General features: G+C 33.8%; 27 protein-coding genes, 2 other RNA genes and 2 riboswitches. Of the genes, 26 read left to right on the top strand and 3 right to left on the bottom strand.

Going from position 1 to position 26681, the window contains the following annotated elements:
* Positions 1–21: 21 nt before the first annotated feature.
* The 4 genes from M1D66_RS19065 (at position 22) to pbuX (ending at position 3646) form a co-directional block, all read left to right on the top strand.
* The gene (locus tag M1D66_RS19065) at positions 22–495 is read left to right on the top strand and encodes a GNAT family N-acetyltransferase (RefSeq protein WP_000386767.1); all 474 of its coding nucleotides are present in this window, start codon (positions 22–24) and stop codon (positions 493–495) included.
* Positions 496–653: 158 nt separating this feature from the next.
* Positions 654–1400, top strand: a complete 747-nt coding sequence (locus tag M1D66_RS19060; protein WP_086384977.1) for a type I methionyl aminopeptidase — start codon at positions 654–656, stop codon at positions 1398–1400.
* A 116-nt stretch (positions 1401–1516) separates the two neighbouring features.
* A riboswitch (purine riboswitch) is annotated at positions 1517–1618 on the top strand.
* Positions 1619–1726: 108 nt separating this feature from the next.
* Positions 1727–2320 (top strand): xanthine phosphoribosyltransferase, encoded by a 594-nt coding sequence (locus tag M1D66_RS19055; protein WP_000866483.1) that lies wholly within the window; start codon positions 1727–1729, stop codon positions 2318–2320.
* 3 nt (positions 2321–2323) lie between these two features.
* Positions 2324–3646 (top strand): xanthine permease PbuX, encoded by a 1323-nt coding sequence (pbuX, locus tag M1D66_RS19050; protein ID WP_086384976.1) that lies wholly within the window; start codon positions 2324–2326, stop codon positions 3644–3646.
* Between the two features lie 15 nt (positions 3647–3661).
* On the opposite strand, the gene M1D66_RS19045 is transcribed toward pbuX, so the two are convergent.
* Positions 3662–4825, bottom strand: coding sequence for a DUF418 domain-containing protein (locus M1D66_RS19045; RefSeq protein WP_000193194.1), 1164 nt, complete (start codon positions 4823–4825; stop codon positions 3662–3664).
* A 199-nt stretch (positions 4826–5024) separates the two neighbouring features.
* On the opposite strand from M1D66_RS19045, the gene M1D66_RS19040 reads away from it, so the two are divergent.
* On the top strand, positions 5025–5180 hold the full coding sequence (locus M1D66_RS19040) for a hypothetical protein (protein WP_000600125.1): 156 nt from the start codon (positions 5025–5027) through the stop codon (positions 5178–5180).
* A gap of 194 nt (positions 5181–5374) precedes the next feature.
* Positions 5375–9034 carry a dynamin family protein gene (locus M1D66_RS19035; protein WP_086384975.1) on the top strand — a complete coding sequence of 1220 codons (3660 nt, stop codon included), beginning with the start codon at positions 5375–5377 and terminating at the stop codon, positions 9032–9034.
* 3 nt (positions 9035–9037) lie between these two features.
* On the opposite strand, the gene M1D66_RS19030 is transcribed toward M1D66_RS19035, so the two are convergent.
* On the bottom strand, positions 9038–9292 hold the full coding sequence (locus M1D66_RS19030; RefSeq protein WP_000369740.1) for a DUF3931 domain-containing protein: 255 nt from the start codon (positions 9290–9292) through the stop codon (positions 9038–9040).
* A 72-nt stretch (positions 9293–9364) separates the two neighbouring features.
* Here M1D66_RS19030 and M1D66_RS19025 point away from each other — a divergent pair, with 72 nt between their 5' ends.
* The 5 genes from M1D66_RS19025 (at position 9365) to ssrS (M1D66_RS19005) (ending at position 11465) form a co-directional block, all read left to right on the top strand.
* Positions 9365–9832 carry a GNAT family N-acetyltransferase gene (locus M1D66_RS19025; protein ID WP_000117689.1) on the top strand — a complete coding sequence of 156 codons (468 nt, stop codon included), beginning with the start codon at positions 9365–9367 and terminating at the stop codon, positions 9830–9832.
* 20 nt (positions 9833–9852) lie between these two features.
* The gene (locus M1D66_RS19020; protein WP_000451818.1) at positions 9853–10125 is read left to right on the top strand and encodes a YpbS family protein; all 273 of its coding nucleotides are present in this window, start codon (positions 9853–9855) and stop codon (positions 10123–10125) included.
* Between the two features lie 2 nt (positions 10126–10127).
* The gene (locus tag M1D66_RS19015; protein WP_000637556.1) at positions 10128–10961 is read left to right on the top strand and encodes a sulfurtransferase; all 834 of its coding nucleotides are present in this window, start codon (positions 10128–10130) and stop codon (positions 10959–10961) included.
* Positions 10962–11077: 116 nt separating this feature from the next.
* Positions 11078–11260: non-coding RNA, 6S RNA (gene ssrS, locus M1D66_RS19010), on the top strand.
* Between the two features lie 21 nt (positions 11261–11281).
* A non-coding RNA gene (gene ssrS, locus M1D66_RS19005) (6S RNA) lies at positions 11282–11465 on the top strand.
* Positions 11466–11518: 53 nt separating this feature from the next.
* On the opposite strand, the gene M1D66_RS19000 is transcribed toward ssrS (M1D66_RS19005), so the two are convergent.
* The gene (locus M1D66_RS19000) at positions 11519–11968 is read right to left on the bottom strand and encodes a hypothetical protein (protein WP_001235526.1); all 450 of its coding nucleotides are present in this window, start codon (positions 11966–11968) and stop codon (positions 11519–11521) included.
* A gap of 83 nt (positions 11969–12051) precedes the next feature.
* On the opposite strand from M1D66_RS19000, the gene M1D66_RS18995 reads away from it, so the two are divergent.
* The 15 genes from M1D66_RS18995 to M1D66_RS18925 all read left to right on the top strand — a co-directional run bounded on the left by M1D66_RS18995 (position 12052) and on the right by M1D66_RS18925 (position 26576).
* Positions 12052–12363: a hypothetical protein gene (locus M1D66_RS18995; protein ID WP_000169030.1), complete on the top strand. Its 312-nt coding sequence runs from the start codon at positions 12052–12054 to the stop codon at positions 12361–12363.
* 3 nt (positions 12364–12366) lie between these two features.
* Entirely contained in the window at positions 12367–13605 is a 1239-nt protein-coding gene (locus M1D66_RS18990) for a glutathionylspermidine synthase family protein (protein ID WP_000084948.1), read from the top strand.
* Positions 13598–13984: a DUF350 domain-containing protein gene (locus M1D66_RS18985; RefSeq protein WP_000606867.1), complete on the top strand. Its 387-nt coding sequence runs from the start codon at positions 13598–13600 to the stop codon at positions 13982–13984. Before M1D66_RS18990 ends, M1D66_RS18985 begins: the two co-directional genes overlap by 8 nt.
* Positions 13985–14155: 171 nt before the next feature.
* Positions 14156–14321: riboswitch (M-box (ykoK) riboswitch) on the top strand.
* 335 nt (positions 14322–14656) lie between these two features.
* Complete coding sequence (locus M1D66_RS18980) at positions 14657–15382, top strand: P-type ATPase actuator domain-containing protein (protein WP_000964947.1); 726 nt, start codon at positions 14657–14659, stop codon at positions 15380–15382.
* A 132-nt stretch (positions 15383–15514) separates the two neighbouring features.
* Positions 15515–16381: a 5'-3' exonuclease gene (locus M1D66_RS18975; RefSeq protein ID WP_000757067.1), complete on the top strand. Its 867-nt coding sequence runs from the start codon at positions 15515–15517 to the stop codon at positions 16379–16381.
* Positions 16382–16736: 355 nt separating this feature from the next.
* Positions 16737–16877 (top strand): FbpB family small basic protein, encoded by a 141-nt coding sequence (locus M1D66_RS18970; protein WP_001228048.1) that lies wholly within the window; start codon positions 16737–16739, stop codon positions 16875–16877.
* A 328-nt stretch (positions 16878–17205) separates the two neighbouring features.
* Positions 17206–18399 (top strand): acyltransferase family protein, encoded by a 1194-nt coding sequence (locus tag M1D66_RS18965; RefSeq protein ID WP_000833056.1) that lies wholly within the window; start codon positions 17206–17208, stop codon positions 18397–18399.
* Positions 18400–19143, top strand: a complete 744-nt coding sequence (locus tag M1D66_RS18960; protein WP_149149435.1) for a YveK family protein — start codon at positions 18400–18402, stop codon at positions 19141–19143. It abuts the gene before it with no gap.
* Positions 19130–19750 carry a CpsD/CapB family tyrosine-protein kinase gene (locus M1D66_RS18955; RefSeq protein ID WP_242554697.1) on the top strand — a complete coding sequence of 207 codons (621 nt, stop codon included), beginning with the start codon at positions 19130–19132 and terminating at the stop codon, positions 19748–19750. Before M1D66_RS18960 ends, M1D66_RS18955 begins: the two co-directional genes overlap by 14 nt.
* 18 nt (positions 19751–19768) lie before the next feature.
* Positions 19769–20407, top strand: coding sequence for a sugar transferase (locus M1D66_RS18950; RefSeq protein ID WP_000617640.1), 639 nt, complete (start codon positions 19769–19771; stop codon positions 20405–20407).
* Positions 20408–20459: 52 nt separating this feature from the next.
* Positions 20460–21896: an oligosaccharide flippase family protein gene (locus M1D66_RS18945; RefSeq protein WP_242554696.1), complete on the top strand. Its 1437-nt coding sequence runs from the start codon at positions 20460–20462 to the stop codon at positions 21894–21896.
* A 3-nt stretch (positions 21897–21899) separates the two neighbouring features.
* A complete protein-coding gene (locus tag M1D66_RS18940) occupies positions 21900–23114 on the top strand; it encodes an O-antigen ligase family protein (protein ID WP_000429874.1) in 1215 nt (404 codons plus the stop codon).
* On the top strand, positions 23089–23889 hold the full coding sequence (locus tag M1D66_RS18935; RefSeq protein WP_000237682.1) for a glycosyltransferase family 2 protein: 801 nt from the start codon (positions 23089–23091) through the stop codon (positions 23887–23889). Before M1D66_RS18940 ends, M1D66_RS18935 begins: the two co-directional genes overlap by 26 nt.
* Positions 23886–24935, top strand: coding sequence for a glycosyltransferase family 4 protein (locus M1D66_RS18930; RefSeq protein WP_144596602.1), 1050 nt, complete (start codon positions 23886–23888; stop codon positions 24933–24935). The genes M1D66_RS18935 and M1D66_RS18930 overlap by 4 nt, the downstream gene beginning before the upstream one ends.
* Before the next feature lie 93 nt (positions 24936–25028).
* Entirely contained in the window at positions 25029–26576 is a 1548-nt protein-coding gene (locus M1D66_RS18925) for a glycoside hydrolase family protein (protein ID WP_144596600.1), read from the top strand.
* The last annotated feature ends 105 nt before the right edge of the window (positions 26577–26681 follow it).

Genomic DNA, 26681 nt, shown 5'->3' with positions numbered 1-26681 from the left:
TTTATTAAAGGGGATGATAGAATGGATTATACATATACAGTAATGAAGCAAGAAGAAGCGGAGGAAATTGCGTATAACTGGCATTATGAGGGGAAATATTCTTTTTATGATATAGAGGCAGATGAAGAAGATTTAGCTGAATTTTTACATGATGAGAGTAGAGGGAATCATACATTTTCAGTGAAGGAAAATGGCATTCTCGTTGGTTTTTTTACTGTTTGTAAAATAAATAATGGAACGGTTGATATAGGACTTGGAATGAGACCTGATATAACTGGCAATGGATTTGGTTTACAGTTCGTGAATGCTGGACTAGCTTTTAGTGAAGAAAAATACGGATGTAATTATATAACACTATCAGTAGCGACATTTAATGAGAGAGCGATAAAAGTGTATAAAAGGGCGGGATTTGAAGCGGTTGGAACGTTTATACAGAAAACAAATGGTAGTTGTTTTGAGTTTTTGAAAATGAACTATATATGTAAACGTGATTAAAAAACAGAGAAATCTTCTGTTTTTTTATTTTGATTTAGAAATATATGATACATATTTTTTACTTGTTGTAATTGAGGGTTTTGAAATTTTGGTAGAGGATGTGTATGATAGAAGTTTAGTAGCAAATAGTAGGTTTAGCAAGGAAAGGTAGAGGTAGTATGATTACAATTAAAACGAAAAATGAAATAGATTTGATGCATGAATCTGGAAAATTACTTGCTTCATGTCATAAAGAAATTGCGAAAATGATAAAGCCAGGCATAACGACACAAGAGATTGATACGTTTGTTGAAATGTATTTAAAAAAGTATGGTGCCAAATCTGAACAGAAAGGTTACAATGGGTATCCATATGCGATATGTGCATCTGTAAACGATGAAATGTGTCATGCGTTTCCGGCCGATGTTCCTTTAACTGAGGGTGATATTGTAACAATTGACACGGTAGTAAACTTAAATGGGGGTCTTTCAGATTCTGCTTGGACGTATAGAGTTGGAAAAGTTTCTGATGAAGCAGAAAAGTTGTTGTTAGTAGCTGAGAATGCTTTGTATAAAGGAATTGACCAGGCGATAATCGATAACCGTGTAGGAGATATTGGCTATGCAATTGAAAGTTATGTAACAAATGAAGGTTTTTCTGTTGCAAGAGACTTTACGGGACATGGAATCGGTAAAGAGATTCATGAAGAACCAGCAATTTTTCATTTTGGGAAACAAGGACAAGGACCTCGGTTACAAGAAGGAATGGTAATTACAATTGAACCGATTGTAAATATAGGTATGCGATATTCTAAAGTAGGTTTAAATGGGTGGACTGCACGAACGATGGACGGGAAATTATCAGCTCAATATGAGCATACAATTGCGATTACAAAAGATGGGCCAATCATTTTAACGAAGTTGTAATTGGAAATGAAAGAGTTTGCAAAACTCGAACAAAAATAGTGGTTTTTAAAAATTTGTACGTGTTTTTTCGATAAATGCTTTTCAAAGCATAAAAAGTACGTTATAATCCTTCTATAAAATAAATAGTTAGCTACACTCATATAATCGCGGGGATATGGCCTGCAAGTTTCTACCGAAGTACCGTAAATACTTTGACTATGAGTGAGGACGAATATAATTGCTTGTTTAGCATTCTTTTTTTGCGAAACTCCAAAAGCGCGTCTCTCACTTGTAACGAGTGGTGGCGGCTTTTGGAGTTTTTTTATTGCATAAGAGGGGGAACAAACATGAAAGTATTACAAGAAAAGATTTTGAACGAAGGAAAGGTTTTATCTGGTGACGTATTAAAGGTAGATGCTTTTTTAAATCATCAAATTGATCCAGTACTTATGCAAGAAATCGGAAAAGAATTTGCTAAACGTTTTAAAGAAGAGAACATTACAAAAATCGTGACGATTGAATCTTCAGGCATTGCACCAGCAGTTATGGCTGCATTAGAGCTTGGTGTAAAAGTAATTTTTGCACGAAAACGTAAATCGTTAACGTTACAAGATAATATGTACGTTGCAAACGTATATTCATTTACAAAACAAGAAACAAATGAAATTTCATTATCTCGAAATCATATCGATGAAAATGATCGTGTATTAATCATCGATGACTTTTTAGCAAATGGTCAGGCTGCTTTAGGTTTAATGAGTTTAGTAGAGCAAGCTGGAGCGAGTATTGCAGGAATTGGAATTGTTATTGAAAAAGCATTTCAAGATGGAGGAAAGAAGCTTCGTGAACAAGGCGTTCGTGTTGAATCACTAGCAGAAATTGCATCACTTGATAACGGCACAGTTACATTTGTACAGCAAGAAACTGCGGAGGTGAAATAAACGATGAAGCAGCATCCATTTAAAATTGCATCGCTTGGTATGCAGCATATGCTTGCAATGTATGCTGGAGCAATTATCGTTCCGCTTATTGTGGGCGGTGGACTTGGTTTAAATCAAAAAGAGTTAACATATTTAGTCTCAATTGATTTATTAATGTGCGGCGTTGCGACAATTTTACAAGCATTATCAAATCGCTTTTTCGGTATAGGACTTCCCGTTGTACTTGGTTGTACATTTACAGCCGTTGGACCGATGATTGCGATTGGAAAACAATACGGTGTGTCTTCAATTTATGGAGCAATTATTGCTGCTGGGTTATTCGTTGTTATTTTTGCGAAATTATTTGGAAAACTCGTAAAACTGTTTCCACCTGTTGTAACAGGATCTGTCGTTACAGTAATTGGAGTTACACTTGTTCCAGCTGCTATTAATGATATGGCTGGCGGAGTAGGAAGTAAAGATTTCGGAAGTCTTGAAAACTTAGCGTTAGCATTTGGAGTGTTATTATTTATCATTATTATGTATCGTTTCTTTGATGGATTTATCCGTTCCATTTCTATTCTATTAGGTTTGTTGTTCGGTACTATCGTTGCAGCGTTTATGGGGAAAGTAAGTTTGCAAGCGGTTGGAGAGGCGGACTGGTTCCACGGTATTCAACCATTTTACTTTGGTACACCAACATTTGAATTAACACCAATTATTACGATGATTCTCGTTGCCTGTGTAGGGATTGTAGAAGCAACGGGTGTATACTTTGCATTATCTGATATTTGCAATAAAAAAATCGGTGAAAAAGAATTAACAAAAGGCTATCGCGCAGAAGGATTAGCGATGGTGTTAGGTGGCATTTTCAACGCGTTCCCATATACAACATACTCTCAAAACGTAGGACTTGTTCAATTAACTGGAGTAAGAAATCGCGTTATTATTTATACTTGCGGTGGTATGTTAATCGTACTTGGTTTCATTCCTAAAATCGCAGCTATTACAACAATTATTCCGAAATCAGTACTGGGCGGTGCGATGTTAGCGATGTTCGGTATGGTTATGGCATACGGTATTAAAATGTTAAGTAGCGTTGACTTCGGAAGACAAGAAAACTTATTAATCGTTGCATGTTCTGTCGGAATTGGGCTTGGCGTAACAGTCGTTCCTACATTATTTTCACAACTTCCAGAAAACATTCGTATTTTAACAGATAACGGAATTGTACTTGGAAGTGCGTCAGCAGTACTTTTAAATATCGTATTTAATATGGTGCCGCAGCGTAAAGTGAAAGTAGAAGAAGAGCCAGTATCTATGCAAAATGCAGTAAGAGAAGCGTAAAAAAGCAAGGTCTCGTTATGAGACCTTGCTTTTCTTTTTAAGTGGCATCATTTTCCCGTAAGTACCAAGACGCCAAATGTACTCAAGTGGCCCGTATTGGTAATGTGAAAGCCACCAGCGGCTAATAAAGATTTGTAACGTGTAGAAACTAATGCAGAATATTGGTCCAACCCATAATGGAGCAGGATAATAATTTTTAAGTAATAGACCAAATACAAGTAATGTAACAATTGTATGCGAGATGTAATTTGTTAATGCCATTCGTCCAACGTATTGGAATGGACGTAATAACGTTTGCCATTTTTCTTTTTGTAATAAACGCATTAGAGTGAAAATGTAGAATATGAATAACGTTTTTCCGCTAAACATTGTAAAGACCTGCATATAAATTGGTTCATAAAATGGTTTTGATAAGAAGTAACGGACCATGAAGAACCACATTGGTAATGTTAAAAGGAACATAATAATTTGCCATTTTTTAAGTTTTGGATCTAACTCTTTCGTGCGGCGGAAAATATCCTTTTTGCCGGCGTATAAACCAAGTAAAAATAGCCCAACTGTTTCTGGAAGCATAAGTAAATTTAATCCAATTCCATCAGCGTAAAATGCATGGAAACGATTTTGTATTTGTGACAGCCAGTCTTCTAATGGCATGATAGGTAAGGAAAAACCTAGCTCTTCCTTTGGTACCAATGCAACCGTAATACCAGCCATTAGCATAATGAATTGAAAAATACTCAATAAAACGATAGCCCATATTAAAATAGTACGAGGTTCTCTCTTATAAAATAAAAATAAGAAAAATCCAGCAATCGCATAAGTATGTAAAATGTCTCCGTCCCATAAAAGAACGTAATGTAAGAAACCGAATAATAATAAAATAAATAAGCGGCGAACAAATAAAATTTTTGGATGATCTGTTTTCGCTTCAGCACGACTCATAAAAATATAAAAACCTAATCCGAATAAAAACGAAAAAATTGTATAAAATTTCGTTTGAATAAACATATCGTAAAATAGGCGAATGTAGCTGTCTATCCCTTCGTAAATTCCTGAAAGATCACGTGAGTCAACCCCGGCGATAACAGGCCAATTCACAAGAAAAATACCTAGTACAGCTATTCCTCTAATAACATCAATGGAGTGTATCCTCTCGCCTTGTGTGAGATTTTGTGTCATTTTTTTCCTCCTTGTTAAGTAATTTCCTTTTATTATACAAAATGTAAGGTGGAGGGGATAGGGGATATTTCCATTTTTTTAAACTGTTAAGTTATGTAGGATGAGATATAATAAGAGTGCACAACAAGTTTTAACCTTTTTCAAAACAGGCAGTAAAGCTCCTTCTTATAAGGAGCTTTCTTTATGAAAAGTGTTGATAATGATTCTCTTTAATGATAAACTGTATTCAAAAGTGATAATCATTATCAAAAAAGGTTGGTGCGTAAGTATGGTATATGCATTAGTAGCAGGTACAGTCGCTGTATATGCAGTTATTGCGAAGTATGTTTTAAATGGAGTAGGAACAGCAAAATGAGTGATATGACATAAAATCCCTTTCATTTGTAAAAAGAATGAAAGGGATTTTTTATTTTTAATGAGAATATGCTGAAAATTTAGTATGATAGTAAAGTGAAACTGTAATCAATGGGTAGGTGTAACTCTCACTGGTTATGAGCTCGCAAATAGCGGGGAAAAGTATATACATCTTGGATAAAGGGGAACAAGGGGATGACAAACATAGTACAGACAAACGGTATGAAAAAACTTGTTTGTTTTTATGAAGAGTGGCAAAAACACGGCGATGCAGAGAATAGTTTAAAGTTGTTTGAGGTAATTCAAAAATATAAACAAGAACAGCTTATGATAGCGTTCTGCGGTCACTTCTCTGCAGGGAAATCAACGATGATGAATCATCTATATAAAGCGCAGTTGTTACCGACAAGTCCAATTCCGACAAGCGCTAACGTTGTCAAAATTGAAAAAGGAATGGATCGTGTTGTTGTAACGGTTAAATCTGGAGAGCAGTACGAATATGACGGTGCATATTCAGCAGAAGAATTAAAACAAATTTGTAAAGACGGCGATGAAGTAATTGGTGTTCATATTTATCGAAACGACGCGCCGATTCCTGAAGGGGTTATGTTAGTTGATACACCAGGGATTGATTCAACAGATGATGCCCATCAATTAGCGACAGAGTCGACACTTCATCTGGCAGATGTCATTTTTTATATGATGGATTATAATCACGTCCAATCGGAAGTGAATTTACAATTTGTTAAAGAATTGAAACAACGTAATAAAACGGTTTATCTCGTTGTAAATCAAATAGATAAACATAAAGAAAATGAATTATCGTTTGAGAATTATAAAGATAGTGTAAAACAATCATTCTCTAACTGGGATATTGAAGTAGATGGTGTTTATTATACGTCATTACGAATGATGAACCATCCACATAATGAAATTAGAAGCTTAGAAGCGTTAATTACTTCTATTATGAAAGAAAAAGAGCAGTATGTAAGGACTGGAATGGAGCGAGAAACAGAATATTTAATGGGGGAACATTTCTCGTTTATTGTTTCTGAAAATGAAAAAGCTCTTTTGAAATATGAGGAAGAGTTAGCATCACCACTTTCTATTTCAGAGGTAGTTGAAAAGAAGGAAGAGTTAACGGAAGCGAAAAATCGTGAGGCAAGTAAAGAATCTCATGTGAGAAACGAATTTATAAAAGGTTTACAAGCTATATTAGATAACGCTTATTTAATGCCATTTGAAATGAGAGAATTGGCAAATGCATATTTAGAAACGAAATTAACAAAATTTAAGGTCGGTTTGCTATTTTCGAAAGGAAAGACGGAGCAAGAAAAACAAAGACGTGTAGAGGCGTTTTATTCTGCCCTTCAAAAAATTGTTGAAACGCAGCTTGATTTTCATGTGAAGGAATTTATTGTAGCCTTCTTAAAAGAAGAAGGATTGTTCACGGAGGAAATTGGGAAAGACATATATGGGTTAGAAATTGCTTTCGGACCAGAAATGTTGGCCGAAGTAATTAAACAAGGTGCAGGTTTCACAGGTGATTACTTACTTCTTTATACAGCGGATGTAGCGAATGAACTGAAGAAACGTTATTTTATAAAAGCACAGCAAATTTTTGATAAAAGTGCGGTCGTTTTGAAGCAAAAGGTAAGGGAAGCAGTTGCTCGTATTGAAGAAGAGATTGAAACATATACGATGTTGCAAACGGCGAAAGAAACACAATTACAATACAGTAACAATTTGGAGGCATATGAAGACTATTTACGAAATGTTTGGCACGATCATGTTGCTACGCCTGAAGGGTTGCAAATAGATGAGATATTGCAAAGGGAGGCACAAATTGTTAGTGAGAAATTTACACTACAAGAGCAGGAAATCGTAAACAATAACGTAGCGGTTCATGAAGAAGAGCTGAAAGGAACGGTGGCTTTAAATATTCAGCGGATATTAGAGAAAGTGAAAAAAGCTGAAACGATATTAGAGCCATTGCCAGCGCTGAAACATGTACAGCAAGAGGTAATAGAGAAAAGAAGACGTGTGGAAACAAAACAATTTACAGTAGCGTTATTCGGAGCATTTAGTGCTGGAAAATCATCATTTGCCAATGCCTTACTCGGTGAGAAAGTACTTCCTGTATCACCAAACCCGACGACGGCAACGATTAATCAAATTTTGCCGGTTACAGAGGGAAAACCACACGGAACAGTAATTGTTCAGTTTAAATCAAAGCAAGCGTTATTAGAAGATATGAAAGCTGTTTATAAGCTGTTTCATTATGAGATTGCTACGTTAGATGAAGCGTTAGCACAAATTGATAAAGTTATGAAATATCCTTCACCAACTGGGAAGCAAAAAACAACATTTAGCTTTTTACGAGCGGTACAAAAAGGGTATGATGCAGTTTCTACTTATTTAGGAGAACGAGTACAAGTTACATTAGAAGAGTTCTCTGATTATGTAGCGAATGAAGAGAAATCATGCTTCGTTGAGTATATGGAACTTTATTATGATTGTGCTTTAACAAGGCAGGGAGTAGCGCTTGTAGACACACCTGGAGCGGATTCTATTAATGCTCGCCATACGGATGTTGCATTCCAGTATATTAAAAACGCAGATGCTATTTTATTTGTAACATATTATAACCATGTATTCTCTCGTGCTGACCGTGAATTTTTAATTCAGCTTGGTCGTGTAAAGGATACTTTTGCCCTTGATAAAATGTTCTTCTTAATTAATGCGGCGGATTTAGCAGAGTCTGAAGAAGAACTTGAAATGGTAAAAGGTTATATCGCAGATCAGCTGCTGCAATACGGTATTAGAAATCCGCGTTTATTTGCAATTTCAAGTTTATGTGCGCTTGAAGAGAAACAAGGAAAGAATGTTGAAAAAGAGAAGTATGGTATTTTACAAAACTCTGGGATTACGAAGTTTGAGGAATCATTTACGTCCTTTATGATGAGAGATTTAATGCTTGTTTCTGTGCATGCTCTATATGGTGCTTTGCAAGGGGCAGATCAGCTTTTAGTAAACATGATAAAGGGTGCAAAACAGGGGAATGAAGAGAAAGAGAAGCAAACGAAAAAATATGAAGCAGAGCGTGATCAACTACTTCATATCATTTCATCATATAGTGTACTTGCTGAAGAACAGGCGATGCAAAATGAAGTGAAAGAGTTGCTTTATTACGTGCAACAGCGTCTATTCCTACGCTATAACGATGTGTTTACTGAATTTATTAATCCGGCGTCACTTCGAACGGATGGAAATGTGAAAACACAATTGCAACAGTGTGTTATGGAATTAGTAGCATTTATTCAGCATGATTTATTGCAAGAAATGCGTGCGACATCATTACGCCTTGAAAAATGGATAGATGAAGCGATGAAGCGTGCAAAGGACGAAATTGTAGTGAACTGTAAAGTAGAAAATGAATCAATTTCTATGAATGGAACAGTGGAGTATGAATATAAAGATATTACACATAAAGAACCGTTTCCTTCAGTTGAAATAAAAGATTTCAAAAAAGCATTGGCACATTTTAAAAATGAGAAAAGCTTTTTTGAAAAGAATGACAAAGCTTTTATGCAAGAAGACGCTAAATCTGTATTAGAACCGCTCGTATCAAACTATGTAGCTGATGAAAAAGATTTATTTGTTCATCATTATAAGCAAGAGTGGGATATGAAGTGGAACTTATTCCAAAAAGTGATGCAGCAAGATGTGATGAACTATTATGAAAGTATATTGTTTGCATTGGCTGAAACGATTGATGTATCTCTATATGAACAAAGTAAAGAACAATTGCAAAAGCAGTTAGTAGAGATTGAAAAAGAAATTTATGTTATATAATCGTTAGGAGAAAAAGATTCGTTCAATTTTCTTTTGCAGTACAGTATCTAAAGATTTTACAAATCCAGCAAATTCATCGGTAGAAATCATATGAGTAAGAACGAGTCGTCTGCCATCTGGTGTTTCACCGCATAAGACGAATGAAGAAAATTCATATGTTTTGTTTTCAACTACTAATTTTGGATAGGAATACGTGTCGCTTTTCTTCTTCTTTCCATCAATAGAGATGACGTTGCATTTTTTCTCATTGTTGTCCATGGTGAATCCCTCCTTTCTATTACTTATGGTAGACAAGGAGGGTTTAGAACAATAGAGAAGGGGGAATTTTTTATGTCTGTTGTAATAGAACGTATTCCAAAAGAGGCTATACCGAAGTCTCTATTGTTACTTGCTGATCCAAGTGAACGGCAAATAGCTACGTATGTACAAAGAGGATTAACATACGTAGCTAAGCAGGGGGGGAGCGTTATCGGTGTATATGTTCTTTTGGAAACAAGGCCAAAGACGATGGAAATCATGAATATTGCGGTTGCAGAGCATTTGCAAGGAAAAGGGATTGGGAAGAAGCTATTAAGGCATGCTGTAGAAACTGCTAAAGGATACGGTATGTCAAAACTTGAAGTTGGTACAGGCAATTCTAGTGTTTCACAACTTGCTTTATATCAAAAATGTGGATTTCGTATTTTTTCTATTGATTTTGATTACTTTTCGAAGCATTATGAAGAAGAGATTATTGAAAATGGGATTGTATGTCGTGATATGATCCGGCTTGCAATGGAATTGAATAAAAACGTATAACTATTTAGGGGGAAGAGAAGATGGAAGTACATAAAGCAATTACAGCACATTCTCGTAAACAAAATGAAAGTGTAAAAGCATGTTTACAATTAGATGCACAGCGTGAAGCAGCTATTGAAGCTGCCGTATCTCTTGCGTCAAATGGGAAAGAATTTTCGGTTGATGTCATTAATGTTGTAACGAAGCAAATTAATGATCTTGCAAAAAATGGTGTTACCTTGCAGCGTAAATATGTTACAGAAGAAATGGTTATGGAGTATGTAAGTCGTTTGAAAGAGAAAGAAGGTCGTTAAAGATGATAGTTACAGTCGAATGGTTACGTGAGCATATAGAAGATGAGAATGTCCGTATAATCGATTGTCGTTTTGATTTAGCGAATCCTAATTGGGGTAGAGAAAAGTATGAAGAAGGACATATTCCTCATGCGTTATATTTTGATTTGAATTTAGATTTATCAAGTCCTATAGCAGAACATGGTGGCCGCCATCCTTTACCAAATATTGAGGAGTTTGCAGACAAGCTTTCGGAGGCTGGTATTGATGAGCATACGACAGTAATTGCGTATGACAGTCAAGCCGGTGCAAATGCTGCTCGTTTATGGTGGTTATGTAACTATGTAGGACATGAGAAAGTATATATATTAGATGGTGGTTTCCCGGCTTGGAAAGAGAATGGACTACCGACAACAGCGGAAATTCCTGTTGCTATACGAAAAACATTCAAAGCTAATATACAAGATCATATGCTTGTAACGATGGAAACGGTCAGAGAGAATATCCGTGCAGGTGCGGATGTTACATTAATTGATTCAAGAGAGCCGAAACGTTATGCTGGTGTAGAGGAACTTGTCGATCATAAAGCAGGACATATTCCAACAGCGGTAAACCATTTCTGGAAGGATGGAATGTTGCAATCAGGACAATTTAAGAATGAAGCTGGGCAACAAGAACGATTCCAAAATCTGTCGAAAGATAAGGAAACAATTGTATATTGTGGTTCTGGTGTTACGGCATGTCCAAATATCGTTGCATTAAAATTGGCTGGATTCCAAAATGTAAAATTGTATGCAGGTAGCTGGAGTGATTGGATTTCTTATCCAGAAAATCAAATTGCAAAAGAAGAAGATTAATCACTTGCATGCAAAAATAATTTGTATTAAAATAAGGTCACAAGCAAGAGATTGCTCGAAAAACTTTGTATTTTACACATTAGAAACAATGTGATAATATAACGACAAGTAAATAATACATCCTGCGGTGTGCGTAACTTATTTATGTCTAAAACCGATGTTAGTTATACGGAAGCTCAATATTTAGCGACCATCATCAAGCCTTCCTTGTGGAGGAAGATGTACGGTAACTGTGAGGGCATCCACCTGCGAGTAGCGGGTTTTTGGACATTTACGAGGAGCGGCACGTGCGGGGGTCTTATTTCAACTAACCTTATATAAAATTCCTACGGTGTACGTAGCTTATGCATGTCTTAAACCAATAAGTTTAATATGGAAGTTCAATATTTAAATGTAGCTAACATGCCATCTTTTTAAGAAGGAAGTTACAAACATTTGTGAGAGCATCCACCTGTGAGAGCAGGTTTATGGACATCTAGAGAGAACGGCATATGTGGGGCTATATAAAAACCTTACGTTTTATACGTAAGGTTTTTTGTTGCATAGATATATCAATATTATCTTGATTCACCTGTGAAGTTTCCGTAATAAATGTAGCACTTTCTGTCTTCATCAATCTCTCTTGAATCTAAGGAGAACTCCATAGACATGCCGTCTCGCTGAATATATATAATATCTGAATGAAGAGATGGTAAAATTTCTTCATAGTTCCATACATCTTGACTATCTACTATGTTTGAACTCGTTTCACTTAGTTCTCTAATTTCAAAACCGATGTAGGAGTATGTAGGGTCTGAAGGGTCATTTGTGAAAACTTCTTTTTGAATATAAATAACTGCTGTTCCGTCTGGATCAACCGAAGTTGCAGTAACAACATAAGTATTTTTCTCTTTAATAAAATATTCACAAGTCATGCGTGCGATAATTTCAGAATTAGAAATATTGGCGTAGTTCCATAAAGCAGGATACCCTTTCGTTTCATCATTAAGTCGATATTCTAAGCGCATTTAATCCCTCTTCTTCCTTTTTCTTCTACTTTATCATGCCATCCTATATAATAGGAATAGAATTTAAAAAGGGGAGTGCGAAGGTGACAAAAACGAAATGGCTAGTAGGTGGTGTCGTAACGTCTTTAATGACTGGCACTTTATTTGGTTGCGCACAAGATCTTCCCCCAAAACCGAATGATAATAGTTGTTCTGATTGGGATTGGGATGATGAACTTGGGGTATGGCAGTGTGATGATAGTAGTTCAGGTTATCGTGGGCATTACTTCTATGGTGGACGATACTATCAAAATAAATCCACTTTTAAAAATTCATCGGCGTTTAAATCGTATCAATCGTCTGCTGAATTTAAAGGTGGAATTGGAAGCGGTTCAAAGGGAGGATTTGGGGGCTAAAATATGTCGCAATACATAAGGGATAGAAAAGAATTTTATTTAAAATATCCGAATTTTTGGTCGGATTTATATGAATGTGAGTATAGTTTGTTTCATGTTTTTTCTATAACAAATCAGACTTTGGAACAAGTACACTTAGCGACTGAACGAATGGGTAAAATATTTTTTAAGACTGCTAGACTTTTGCGAAATTTAAGTGACGAACAGCTTCTTGAGCTTGGTTTTCCTCCTGCGAGCTTATCATTCATTAGAATGAAAGGGCTTTATCCTGAATCTGTAATTTCGCGATTTGATTTTGCCGTAACAGAGGATAACCAAATCAAAATGCTTGAGTTTAATAGTGATACACCAACTTTTATTATGGAATGCTTTCAAATGAATGGGAAAGTATGTGGAAATCTAGGCTATGATGATCCAAACTCGGATCAAGAACGATTGCTATCTTCTGGTGTAACGAAAGCAGTAATGGAAGCGACAAAGGGATTAGATAATCCAAATGTTGTTTTTACAGCACATCCTGAACATATCGAGGATTGGAATACCACTATGTATTTAAGTCAGCTATGCCATGTTGAAAATAAAGTAGTGCCAATGTCAGAACTTAGAATTACAAAGGATGCTCTAGTCGATAAAGATGGGGCGAAGATTGATGTTTTATATCGCCAAACATATCCGATAGAAGATTTAATTGAGGATCAAGATCCTGAAACAGGAGATTTGGTAGGTGTGGAATTGTTACAACTTGTAAAAGCCGGAAAGCTTTTTATAATAAATCCTTTGTCAGCATTTTTACTTCAGCCAAAATCAATTCAGTGTCTTATTTGGGGGTTAGCAGAAGAAGAGGCCTTTTATACAAATGAGGAACAACAGTGGATTAAAGAATATATGTTACCTACATATTTAGAACCAGATTTATTTTTAGGAAAAGGTTCTTTCGTTCAAAAACCTTCATTTGGGAGAGAAGGAGATACAATTACGATTCGCGATAAAGACGAAAATATTATGCTTCAAAATGCACACCAAACATATAAAACGTCACTGCCGATATTTCAAAAGTATATCGAACTGCCAGTCGTATCCTTGGAAACAGAAAAAGGGATCGAGAAACTGTCATATGTGTTTGGTTCGTTTTTAATTGCTGGAAAAGCGAGTAGTATCGGTATTCGCGCGGGAGAAAAGATTACAGGAAATGAATCGTACTATTTACCGGTAGGTATAAAAAGGAGGGGAAAAAATGATTAATTTTTTATTATATTTAGTAGTAACACTCGGCCTTTTATGTATAGGTCTGTTCTTGATGGAAGTGACAACGAAAGTAAAGGAATTTAAGTTAATGGCTCAAGGAAATAAGGCGGTAAGCTATGTGCTTGGAGGACGATTACTTGGGTTAGCTGTTGTTTTATATTCGACAGCAGCTAATTCAATTTCACTTCTTGATATGATTTCGTGGGGAGCAGTTGGGATTTTGGCTCAAATTATCGTCTTTTATTTAGCTGAGTGGCTTACACCACGCTTTAATATAAACAAAAGTCTCGAAGAAGATAATCAAGCAGTCGGTCTTTTTCTTATGTTTTTAGCAATTTCAATTGGGATTGTAATTGCTGGTTGTATAACTTATTAAAAACTTTACGTTTAAACGTAAAGTTTTTTATTTTATCCCGTAAAAGCCCGATTGGTGAGGGCTGATTAAAGTTTCACTTTATATATGTTAGTTTGCCATACCTTTTGAAAAAATTGTAGGCTACGGTTGACATCTATTTTAAATAAGAGTAACATTTTCAATGTAATGAAAATAAGTCTCTGTTAGGTGAGGCTCCTGTATAGAGAAATGCTACTGCCCAAAAATGTCGAGAGACGCCAATGGGTCAACAGGAATGATCGAATTAAGGTTTTTCTTAACGTAGCTGGTAATGTACCTATGCTATACAGTGCTAAAACTCGGTGAGGGAGAGGTCCGTAGATTTCTAATTATATTAGAAATCGTTTATTTGTGTATGTAATGGCCGCTACTCTCTTAAGGGTAGGGGCCTTTTTTGTTACCAAGCTATGAGTAATTTCATAGTATAAACTATAAAATTAAACGAGGAGGTGAGGAGCATGTCAAATTCTGACTCGGTTCCGTTACCCATATACTTCAAATCAAAAATATATGATGTAGGCAGGAAACGATTTGTTCCTCCCTCTATATTTATCATAATGTAGCGTTTATAAAACGCGAGACACTTTCACAGTAAAGTGGATAAATTGAGAAACAAAGCGTTTCTTCCTATGTTGTAAAGGAGGAGACGATAATATGTTATATGCAAACAAAACTGTGGGTAACACGTCATATAAACTAAGTAAAAAATCAATAAAAGAACAAACAATGCTCCAAAAAAATAAAGATTTATTAATTGAAATTGCAACAAGAGATGTAAAATCTGTATTTGCATATTTTAAAACAACAAGAGACGGACTATCAATGAAAGAGGCACAAAAACGTATTCAAGTATATGGCCGAAATGAACTAACTTCAAAAAGAGCACTTCTCGCAGAAGTAATGATGAAGCTTGGTGGCATGATTCCAGGTTTTTCAAAACAACGTGTGTGTGATGAATTACAACGTGAAACGATTACTGTATCTAGAGTAGAATGTTCTAGTAGTACAGGGCTAAATAGTGAACTGAAAATGATGGAGATACCAGTGCAAGAACTTGTACCTGGAGATATAATTTTTCTTTCGGCTGGAGATGCTGTGCCAGCTGATGTACGTATTATTTATGCAGATGATTTATTAGTGAATGAGTCTGTGTTAACGGGAAACGAAGCGAATATAGAGAAGTTTGAAAGCTGCTATCACCTTGAACGTAAACGATTTATTCCATTAAAACGGATGAAAGATTATAATCCACTTGAGCTTGAAAATGTATGTTTTAAAGGTTCACATATCGTTAGTGGAAATGCAAAGGCTGTCGTTGTTTCTACTGGAAAAAATACGTATTCAGGCATATTGCATACTTGTTGTAGTAGAACGTCTTAATGTGTTAATGGTGCTAAATATACAAAAACAATGTATAATAGACAAAGTTGAGCAAAAACGTAGAATGGTAATCTATTTATATAACCTTACGTGATAACGTAAGGTTATTATTTTTTTAATAGGAGAGGAATTATGAAAAAAGTATTATTAGTTGATGGTATGGCACTATTATTTCGTGCTTTTTACGCAACAAGTGTCTACGGACAATTTATGAAACGACAAGATGGAACCCCTACGAACGGGATTCATGGTTATATGAAACACTTATTAACAGCTACGCAAGCGATCGAACCAACACATATCGTTACATGCTGGGATATGGGAAGTACGACATTTAGAACAGAATCGTTCTCGAATTATAAAGCAAATCGTGCAGCGCCACCAGAAGAATTAATTCCTCAATTCGATTTAGTGCAAGAAATGACTGCGAAATTATCCATTCCAGTTATCGGTATGAAAGGCTACGAAGCCGATGATTGTATCGGTACGCTTGCAAAACAATATTGCAATGAAGCTGAAGTTTATATTTTAACTGGTGATACAGATTTACTTCAACTTGTTGATAAGAACGTTACAGTTATGCTTCTGCGTAAAGGAATTGGAAATTACGAATATTACACACCGGAGAAAATCATGGAAGAAAAAGGTGTAGAGCCGTGGCAAATCGTCCATGCAAAAGCTTTCATGGGAGATACAAGTGATAATTATCCAGGTGTAAAAGGTATCGGTGAAAAAACAGCGTATAAGCTTATTCAAGAGCACGGAACAGTATCCGCTGTACTAGAAAATGTAGAATCATTAACAAAAGCGCAGCGTACGAAGATTGAAAGTGATTTAGAGAACTTAAATATTTCGTTACAATTAGCCGAAATTCACTGTGAAGTTCCAATTTCATGTTCACTAGAAGAAGGATTACACACAATGGATGAAGAAAAACTTAGATTTGTTTGTGAAGAAATGAATTGGGGAAGACCTGAAATATTAATAAATATGCTATAAATAGTTTGGAAAGAGGGATGTTGCATAAGTCGAACTTTGACTTGGTGACACCTTCTTTTTGTTTTTGTAAACAGTATGATAGTAAATAAAATTATGTCGAACTCAATTTTAAATATATAAATGTTTCGACAAGATATAATGATAAAAGTTGATGAAAATAGTGATTTTTGTAATGAAGTGAATTAATTTCAACATAGTTTTAGAGAGTCTTTTTTTCGTGTTCACAAAGTTGTCAGAAAATAAACGAGATTTTCATATGAAGTTCAAATAGAATTCACAACAATCAATTATTATAAGAACACACAGATAATTCTTTATCTTTTATATAAATCATCCCCCAAGGAGGACAATGAAAATGAGAAAAAAAGTGAGAAAATCTTTTAAACAATTATTAATTGAAAATAAACAATCACTATTAAATAATAAAGAAAATATGAAAGAAATTGAAGAGAGAATTGAGAAACGACATGTAGCATATAGTGGTGCCAGTAATTAAATAAAATAAAAAAGATAGCCTATATAGGCTATCTTTTTTATTTTATATTGAAAAAACGCTATTCAGCTCTTTAATTTTGTAAATATGCAAGATATTTTTATAGCGTTTTTCTATCAATATTACTCATTTTTCGAGGTTGAAATTGGTATATACCAATTTTTGAGATTTTCTATTCAAAATATTACAAAAAATGTTACAATACACTCAAATTTATACTATAAAATCATTTTAATATGAAAAATTGGAATGAAAAGAAAGGAGAGGAATATGAATAAAGATGTCGCTTTGAAATGATTATTATCATTTCATTAGGAGTTGATGTAAAAAGATGAAAAGATACGAAGAATTGGACTCTATAAGAGGGATTTCTTCATTAGTAGTAATGATTGGTCATCATTTAATGATTTTTTCAGCATTTCAAAATTACAGTTATGAAGATAATAAACCATTTGTTGTGTATCTATTAAAAGAAACGCCTGCTCGTCTAATTTTTAGTAGTGGTAACGAATCAGTTATTATCTTTTTTGTTTTGAGCGGATTTGTTTTGTATGAATCTATTCAAAAAAACTATAGTAGCTATGGGTCATACCTTTTAAAACGTATATGCAGAATATATATTCCTTATATTGTGGCAATAATTATAGCTATTGTATGCCAGATTACAATTAGTGAATATGGTATTTCTTATTTAAGTGAATGGTTTAATCGCTCATGGACGATTGAAAGTTCTTCAAGCTTAATCGCACAACATATTTTATTGGTTGGGAAATATAATACAGATGCATATAACGGTGTGATTTGGTCACTTGTCCATGAAATGCGAATATCAATAATTTTCCCGTTAATTTTGATGATTTGCTTACGAAAAACGTTAAGGTGTTCATTACTATTATTGTTTAGTTTTAGTATATGTTCTGTCGTAATATTATTTTTGTTTCGCTCGGGCTTAACATTAACAAGCTATGCATTAACATTGCATTACACAGTGCTGTTTTTACTAGGAGCACTAGTTGCGAAGTATAAAAATAATTTAATAGTTTTTTATAGTAATTGTACTAAAAACACGAAAATTGCATGGTTTTTATTTGCGATTTTACTTTTTATGTATGAAGGGCTTATTGGAGAAATGAAAGTGCTCAATAATTTTATATTTCGAGACTACGTAGTGGCGATAAGTGCATGTTTATTGGTCATATTAAGTTTGTCAATATCAACTTTGTCGTCCTTGCTACATAATAAATATTTGTTATATTTGGGGAAGATTTCTTACAGTCTTTATTTATACCATATTATATCGTTGTTTTCCCTTATATACATGCTCCATGAAATATTACCGTTGCCTATTATTTTAATTTTTTCACTTGTTTTTTCGTTTATACTTGCAATGCTTTCGTATGTATATGTAGAAAAATTTGCATTCGGAGTCGGAAAGTATGTAACAAAACAAGTGGATAGAAGAGAGAAAGGGTTATCTGTAAAGAGTGAATTGCAGGATGTTATTCAGAAAAGGGCGGTGAAATAATTGAAGCAAGAAATGAGTATAAAAGATTTTCAACAATTACTGAAAAGAAGATTCGTAACGATTATTTTAACGATGTGTTGTTTAACCGCTTCTTTAGTTCTTATCTCTATGTATGTTTTAAAGCCGTCATATCAATATTCAACGCAAATTCTTGTTGGGAATTTAGATGAGTTTAATAAGGAAAATTCAACAAATAAAACACAAGAGAATAAGCAACTAGTAACATCGTATGTTGATATTTTAAAAAGCCCATTAATTATTTCAACAGTCAAAAAAACTTTGAAATTAGAGCAATCAAGTTATGAATTAGCACAAAAAATCTCGGTTGTGAATACGGACAACTCACAAATTGTAACTGTTACAGTAAAAGATTCCAATCCGAAAATCGTGAAAGACATTGTAAAGACATTGGCAGAGCAATCACAAAAAAGCTTTCAACAGTACACAAATGTACAAGGGGTGAAAGTATTAACTGATCCTGAGTTACAGGAACAGGCTGAAAAATTGTTTCCAAAATTTCAACTGATCATTCCTATTTCTTTAATTGTTAGTTTTTTTGTTGGGATAGGTTTAGCTGTATTTCGAGATTATTTTGATGAACGTATATACACGGAACAGGATTTAGAGAAAATAACAACAGTCTCTGTTATTGGTCACATAAATATGAAACCAAATAGAAAAAAGAAACCTACAGAGGTTGATAAAAAATCATCTATATATCGAGGTGAACATGTCGATGTTTAGAACAAAGAAACAGCTGCCATTCGATTTGCATGATGATTTGATGAAAGAGCAGTTTTATACGGTGTATCACGAGCTGAAAAAATCTGGAAAACAACTATTCACAGTTAGTTCAACGAAGGACAGAGGGGTTGTTGCCTCGCTTATAGTAAATATGGGTCTAGTGTTTGCAGAAATGAAGAAAAAGGTGTTACTTATTGATGTGAATTTTTCTGACCCTCAATTACATGTATTATTACAAAGTGATCACATGATAACCGTAAACGATATAATAAGCTCTTCCCCCTGCAATTATGAATCTTTTTCTAGTAATTTGTCTAAATACTTATATTGTATTCCTGCAAAAAAAACAGTACACACAGGGACGCCCTTAGTTGCTATGGATGAATTTGATAATGCGATTGTTAAGTGGAAAGAAGATTTTGATTACATTTTCTTTTATTCTTCTGAAGTATTTGATCTTCCTGCTACGCACATTATTGCAGAGAAATGCGATGGAGTGGTGTTAGCAGTTAAAAAGCGACAAGATTCACTACGTACAGTGCAAAAAGTAATAGCGGATATAAATAGGAAAGAATGTGAATTAATAGGTATAATTTTATATTCTTGAATGTGGGGGTAACGATCCATGATTCGTGAAACAAATCAAGCCAAGTTGTATACGATTCCGGCTCAAGAAAAGCCTAGCATATTGAATCGAAGTGTAAAACGCTTGTTTGATATTATATTTTCAATCATATTGTTACTATTAACGATACCAATTATGTTGTTCTTTTGTATTATGATTACTTTCGAAACATCAGGGGCTCCAATTTACTTTCAAGAACGTTTAGGTATAAACGGGAAGAAGTTTAATGTATTTAAATTAAGATCAATGGTAAAGGATGCTGAAATAAATGGCCCACAATGGGCAAAAGAGCATGATTCAAGAATTACAAAAGTTGGATTGTTTATAAGAAAAACGAGAATTGATGAATTACCGCAACTTTTAAACATTTTAAGAGGAGATATGTCTTTTGTAGGCCCTAGACCAGAGAGAGAGTTTTTTTATAATGAGTTTGATGCGTATATTCCAGAATTTAAGGAACGTTTAATAGTAAAACCAGGATTAACAGGATGGGCACAAATAAATGGAGGGTATAATCTTGATCCAAAGGAAAAGTTGAGGCTGGACATGGAGTATATTGAAATGAAAACATTTCGGATGGACATCCGTATTTTATGTAAAACCGTTTTAATTGTATTGAACGGTAATGGTGCAAGATAAATATGTAAACAAACAACATATGTAAGTAGGTTACTTGCAAAGGAGAACTTGTATGGGTAGATCTATTCTAAACAATATTATCCATCTGTTTTATAGTACGATTTTAGCTAACCTTCTTCAGGCCGTCAGTTTAATTGTTTTAGCAAACTTTTTTAACGCACAACATTATGGGATGTTTAGTGTTGCCATAGCAGTGACGTTTGTTATGTTATTCTTTACAGACTTAGGACTTAGTAATACGTTTCTTCGAGAAGGGGCAAAGGATGGAGCAGATTTAGAGCAGATTTTATCATCGTATATAAAAATAAGGATGATTCTACTTATTTTTATTTCTATCATCGGTTATATTGCTATTCATTATATGTATGCGGATAAAAATTTAATTTATATGATGATAAACGTAATGTTTTTCATGTTAATAGGATTAACTTGGCAAAACATAGGAATTGCCTATTTTCAACTGACGGAACGTATGAAGTATATAGCGCTCATAAAAGTTGTATCAGCATCAGTTGTCATTATAATTACATGTTTTTGTATTTTCGGAGAGTTACCGGTGTATGTAACGGCTCGTTTATATGCTTTTGGGTATATGATCGGTGGTTTATTTAGTATATATATCATGAGAAGAAAGACGAAAATGAATATGAAAGTCGTAATTCATAAAGCGTTATTTTGGCAATTAACTCCCTTTATTATTAGCGGTTTTTTAATAATGAGTACGCCACAATTAGCACCTATCTTGCTCAACTATACATTGCCATTAAGTATGGTAGGTGTTTTTGCAGTGGCGTACCGGATGCCGGCAGCTTTATATCAAGTACCAGGGGTAATTGCAGGTGCGTTTTTTCCGGTGCTCTTTAAGCATTATAACCAGAATAATTTAGAAGAGCATACGAAATTAAATTTGCTTCAAATTAAATCAATGGCGATTGTAGGAATATGTATGACGATCGGTTTATATCATTTAGCACCATACTTTATTTCTATATTTTTTCATGAGGAATGGAGCAATGCAGTAGAACCACTCCGAATATTATCATTTCTTATTGTGCTACAAAGTTTAAATATTGCTATTGCTGACGGTTTAACGACGAGTGGATGTCAAAATAAGAGAACTGTTGTGCAGTGTGTAGCATTGGTGATAGGTGGGGTTATGCTGTATAGCTTTAGTAGTCTTGGTGGAGTGATAGGAGCGGCATACGCTATGGTTTTATTTGAAATAGTCGCTTTAGTGGGATATATAGCAGTGAGTGTAGTGAAGAAAAAAATTGTATTCCAAATTGTAATACCGTATGCAATTTATTTTGGTGTAACCTTTATTGGAGTGCAATATATATTGCATACATATCATTTAATTGCGCTTGTTCTTAATATACTAATTGTACTAGCTGCCATATTCCTATATGATTATGAGCTAAAAAAACTTCTTCTTTCTTTTATAAGAAAAATACGCAAAAAGGATTATATTACGAAACAGGGGATATAGCCTATGGAAAATAATATGAAAGTATCGATGGGATGGATTATTCTTCTAATATTATTTGTTATGTTAAGTAAATACAATTTATATATTGGATTTTCATTGAAGATATATATGATTTTTTTAGTCATATATTTTTGTTTAACAATTAAAGACTTTCATATTCAAAAATTATATTTTCATGAAGTTATATTTTTACTGTTTTATTTCATTTATTGTTTAAGTGGAATTCTTTCTATGTATTTAAATGCTAGTATTCGTATGATTTTTGGCGTGCTACTCGTTTTAGGATGCTATTTTATAATGAGGAATTTATTGGGGAATACTGAAATAGTGGTACTTGAATCATCTATTGCTTATGTAGGAGTAGTATTTAATGTTGTAAGTCTAATACTCTATATAATCGGTTTACAATACTTTAGTTTATACGGTGGAGAAGAGAGAGAAATTTTTGCTGGTTTATTAGTTGATAGAGGATATCCACGGTTAATTGGATTGCTAGATGATCCTAACATCTTTATTTTCTATAATACAATATTTTTTATGTACTATATGACGAATTTACAAAATATCACTAACATTCTAGGGTTAATTTTATGTGTTACGACGAGTTTATTAACCTTTTCAAGGGGTGGTATACTAGCGCTTGTGCTTGTCGTTTTTGTATATATATGTATGTCTAGTTTCGCTAAAAAAATAAAAATAATTATAAGTTTAGTATTGTTTAGTGTAGTTATTTTTAGTTTATCGAATAGTGTAATGGGGGGGCAATTAGATGACATATTAAATAAACGAATTTCTGATTTTTCCCATGATAATGGAAGTGGTAGATTTACATTATGGGAAGCTGCTTTTAAATATTATTTATCCAATCCATATATCGGAATCGGTGCTTTTAACTTTTCGAATTATTATGAGTATCAATTTAATGAAAAATTATATGTACACAATACATTTTTAGAAATCTTGTCTGAATCGGGTACAATTGGTTTTCTTCTATATAGCGCGTTTTTATTCATATTAATGTTCAAGCTAGCGCAGCATACTTTGTTTCGTGAAAAACCATATCTTCTATTGACTATGATTGCATTTATATTTCAGATGATGTCATTGTCACTCATTATTAACGAAGCATTCTTTTTATTTTTAGCAGTTGTTGTGAAGTATATTTCAATATATGAAGGAAGGGGAAAGATAGATGGTAAAATGTCTATCAGCACATAACGAGCCGCCTTATGTTTCTGTAATAACACCTTCTTATAATAGTATACGATTTATAGGTGAGACAATTTTATCTGTACAGAATCAATCGTATGAAAACTGGGAAATGCTTATCGTTGATGACGGTTCAACCGACCAATCTGCCACAAAAATTAAAGATATAATAGAAGGAGACTCACGTATTAGGTTATTATCATTAAAACAAAATGTTGGTGCTGCTAAAGCTCGGAATTTAGCGATCCAAGAGGCAAGAGGAAGGTACATTGCCTTTTTAGATAGCGATGATATATGGTTGCCGCATAAATTGAAGACACAATTGTTATTTATGGAAGAAATGAATATTGCTTTTTCATATGCGTCGTATAGTTTAATTGATGAAAACGGTAATGAATTAAATCGTGAAGTGAGTGCACCAAAATCTGTTGACTATCATTATTTAGTAGGAAATACAATTATCGGTTGTTTAACAGTGATGATTGATCGTGAAAAAATTCCATATGTCGAAATGCCTAGTATACAGCCGGAAGATACAGCGTTATGGCTGAACTTATTACATGAAGGGTATGAAGCAAAAGGTATACAGCAAGTGTTAGCAAAATATAGAATTGTTACAAATTCTGTTTCTAGAAATAAAATTAGAGCAGCTTTCCGGTATTGGAAATTGTTAAGGGAACAAGAACGACTAAATTCGGTGCAAATTTTTTACTATTTTAGTAAGTATGCTTATCATGCTTATAAAAAAAATAAAATCAATGTAGTTGGGAAGACGCAATTATGAATATACTGTTGATGACAGATAAATTGATAACTGGCGGAGCCGAGAGCTATTTCTGTAAATTGGAAAGTAATTTGCGTTATGATGATTTTAAGATTTATACAGCTGCAGGTGATGGAGAACTATATGAATCTCTTACTAGAAAAGAAAATTTTATATTACTTAGTCGATGGAATCATTTGAGAAATATTTATTATTTACGAAACGAAATTTGTAAACGAAAGATAGAACTTATTCATGCAAATAGTTTGCGAATGGTATTATATGCTTTTCTACTTCAAAAGTTTATTAAAAAAAAGATGAAAATTGTTTATACGAAACATAATGTAACGATATTAGAAAAAAAAATGCCAACGCTTTTTCGTTATTTCATGAATAAATATGTGAACAATATTATTACAGTAAGTGAGTTTGAAAAGAATAATTTAATTTCAATTCATGTAGCAGAAGAAAAAATAAATACAATTTATAACGGTGTCGATATTGAAAAGTTTTTATTCCAGCAGAAAAAGAAAGAATCTACATATAAAATAGGGATATTAGCTAGATTATCCAAAGAGAAAAACCATCAACTATTTGTCAAAATTGCAAATGTGTTGAAAAAGAGAAATGATTTTATGTTTTATATTGCTGGTGATGGCCCAGAGAAAGAATTGATTATGAAAGAAATAGAAAAATATGGATTACAGCAAAGGGTGAAGATGCTAGGGAATATTTCAGAGCCGCATGAGTTTATAGGGAATATGGATGCCTTACTTTTATTATCTTTTCGTGAAGTGTTTCCAATGGTAGTAATTGAAGCGATGGCTACAGGGACACCAATTGTTTCAATAGATGTTGGTGGAATACATGAAGCAATAGATGGAGAATCAGGTGTTTTGATATCTGAATATTGTGAATTCGAATTTGCAAATGCACTTGAGGAACTACAAGGGAATGAAGAAAGGGTAAATGATATTAGATTGAAAGCACGAGAGAAAGCATTGAGGTATTTCTCGTTAGCTAAAATGATAGAAGAAACGAAAAATATATATGAATTAAACAAATGACCGGGTAGGTCGTTTGTTTTTTTTATTATAGAAACTTTTAAGAGAAAACTCACATATTATATGAAAAAAGGTAATATGAGGAGTGAATTTATTTTGTCAGAATATATTTCTTCCCAAGAAGATTGTGCGCCAGAAAGTAGCGTTCACATTGATTGTTTTGGCGCAGTTCCAAACTCGGGAAATGATAGCTCATTAGCAATTCAGCAAGCTATTGATTATTGTGTAGCGAATCGAATTTCGACGGTTAGAATTACAGGGGTAAATACGTACAAAATTGTAAAGCCGATTGTTATTAAATCAAACGTAAGATTAGAGTTAGATCCTACCGTAACGCTGCAAATTGATGGGGATTTTAATGCATTTGAGCTACAAAGTAACGCTTCGATAGTTGGTGGTACTATTCAAGTTATAAATACATTGTTTCAATCTGCTGTTATTTATGTTTCTGGTTCACAACAAATCGAAGTACCTAATCAATCTGTTATATCAAATATAAATATAATAAATACAACTCCATCGTATAAAGGAAAAGCTATACATTTTTATTGTCAAAAGGCATGGGATTATATTAGTTTCTTTCAAGTCAAATTTATTCAAATTAAAAACTTTCAAACTGCAATATATTTGAAAACAGAGTATATAGATGATATTAATACACCTTGCTGGATTAACGCCAATGTATTTCAATCTATATTTATTGATGGATGTGTGTATGGGATTGAAGTAGATGGAAATAGTGATTTGCCAAATGAAAGTTCAGGAAATACGTTTCATGATATTCAAGTGCAATGTAGACAACAAACGAAAAAAGTAATTCGTTGTTCAGGTGCGTATAATACATTTGATTGTATGATTTGGGATACGTACCGGATGAGTAGTGAACAAATTGTCATTGAATTTTCTTCTAATTCGCATCGTAACTACCTTTTTTCAAATTTACTTTCTACAACTATTGTAGATAAAGGACAATACAATGTTTGTAAGTCTACCTATGAAGAATCTCTTCGAATTCAGTTACCAATTACGTTAAATAAACCACATTTAATAGGGAATCAAGATGATATTTTAGTAAATGCTCAGCAGAAGTATACGATTAAGCAAGTAAGTGGGAAAGTGCCTTACGGGGGGAATCTCGCAAATTGCTTTAATTTAATAGATGAACAAAGTGTAAACTATATTGACGTTCCAGATAGTAATCCAGTTGTAATTGAACTTGATTTTACGAAAAAACCAATACAAATGTTAAATTGTTTTGGAATGTATTTTGGGTGGGGAGAGAGCCCAAAGAAAATTAAAATTGAATATGCATTAAGCACAACTGGAAGTTGGGTTATCGCGTTGGATGTTCCATTAAATGTTGGCGATACAATTATATCGAATATGAAGGCGAGTCAGTTATATAAAGTTAGAATTACATTAAGTGGTTATTCTCAAGATCATAAACGTTTTCGAATTAATCGTATCTTTGCAAGATCTTCTATGGAAAATGGGAGTGCTTGGTTAGCGACAACTGGCGGAAGAATGTTTGGAGATATTGAAATAGAGGCAAGTAAAGGTATAATCATGAAGACTGCTAGTGGAGTGAAATGGAAAGTTACTATTAATGAAGCTGGCCAACTTATTACGACTAAAATAACTTGAGATGGTGTGTAATCGTATATCTTTGGACGAGTTACAACGTAGTGGGATATAGGTAATGAAAAAGAGATTGTAATTTGGTTTCAACCAAACTACAATCTCTTTTTT

It is taken from the genome of Bacillus sp. PK6-16, assembly GCF_056530295.1.
This window is presented reverse-complemented; position numbering and strand designations above follow the sequence as displayed.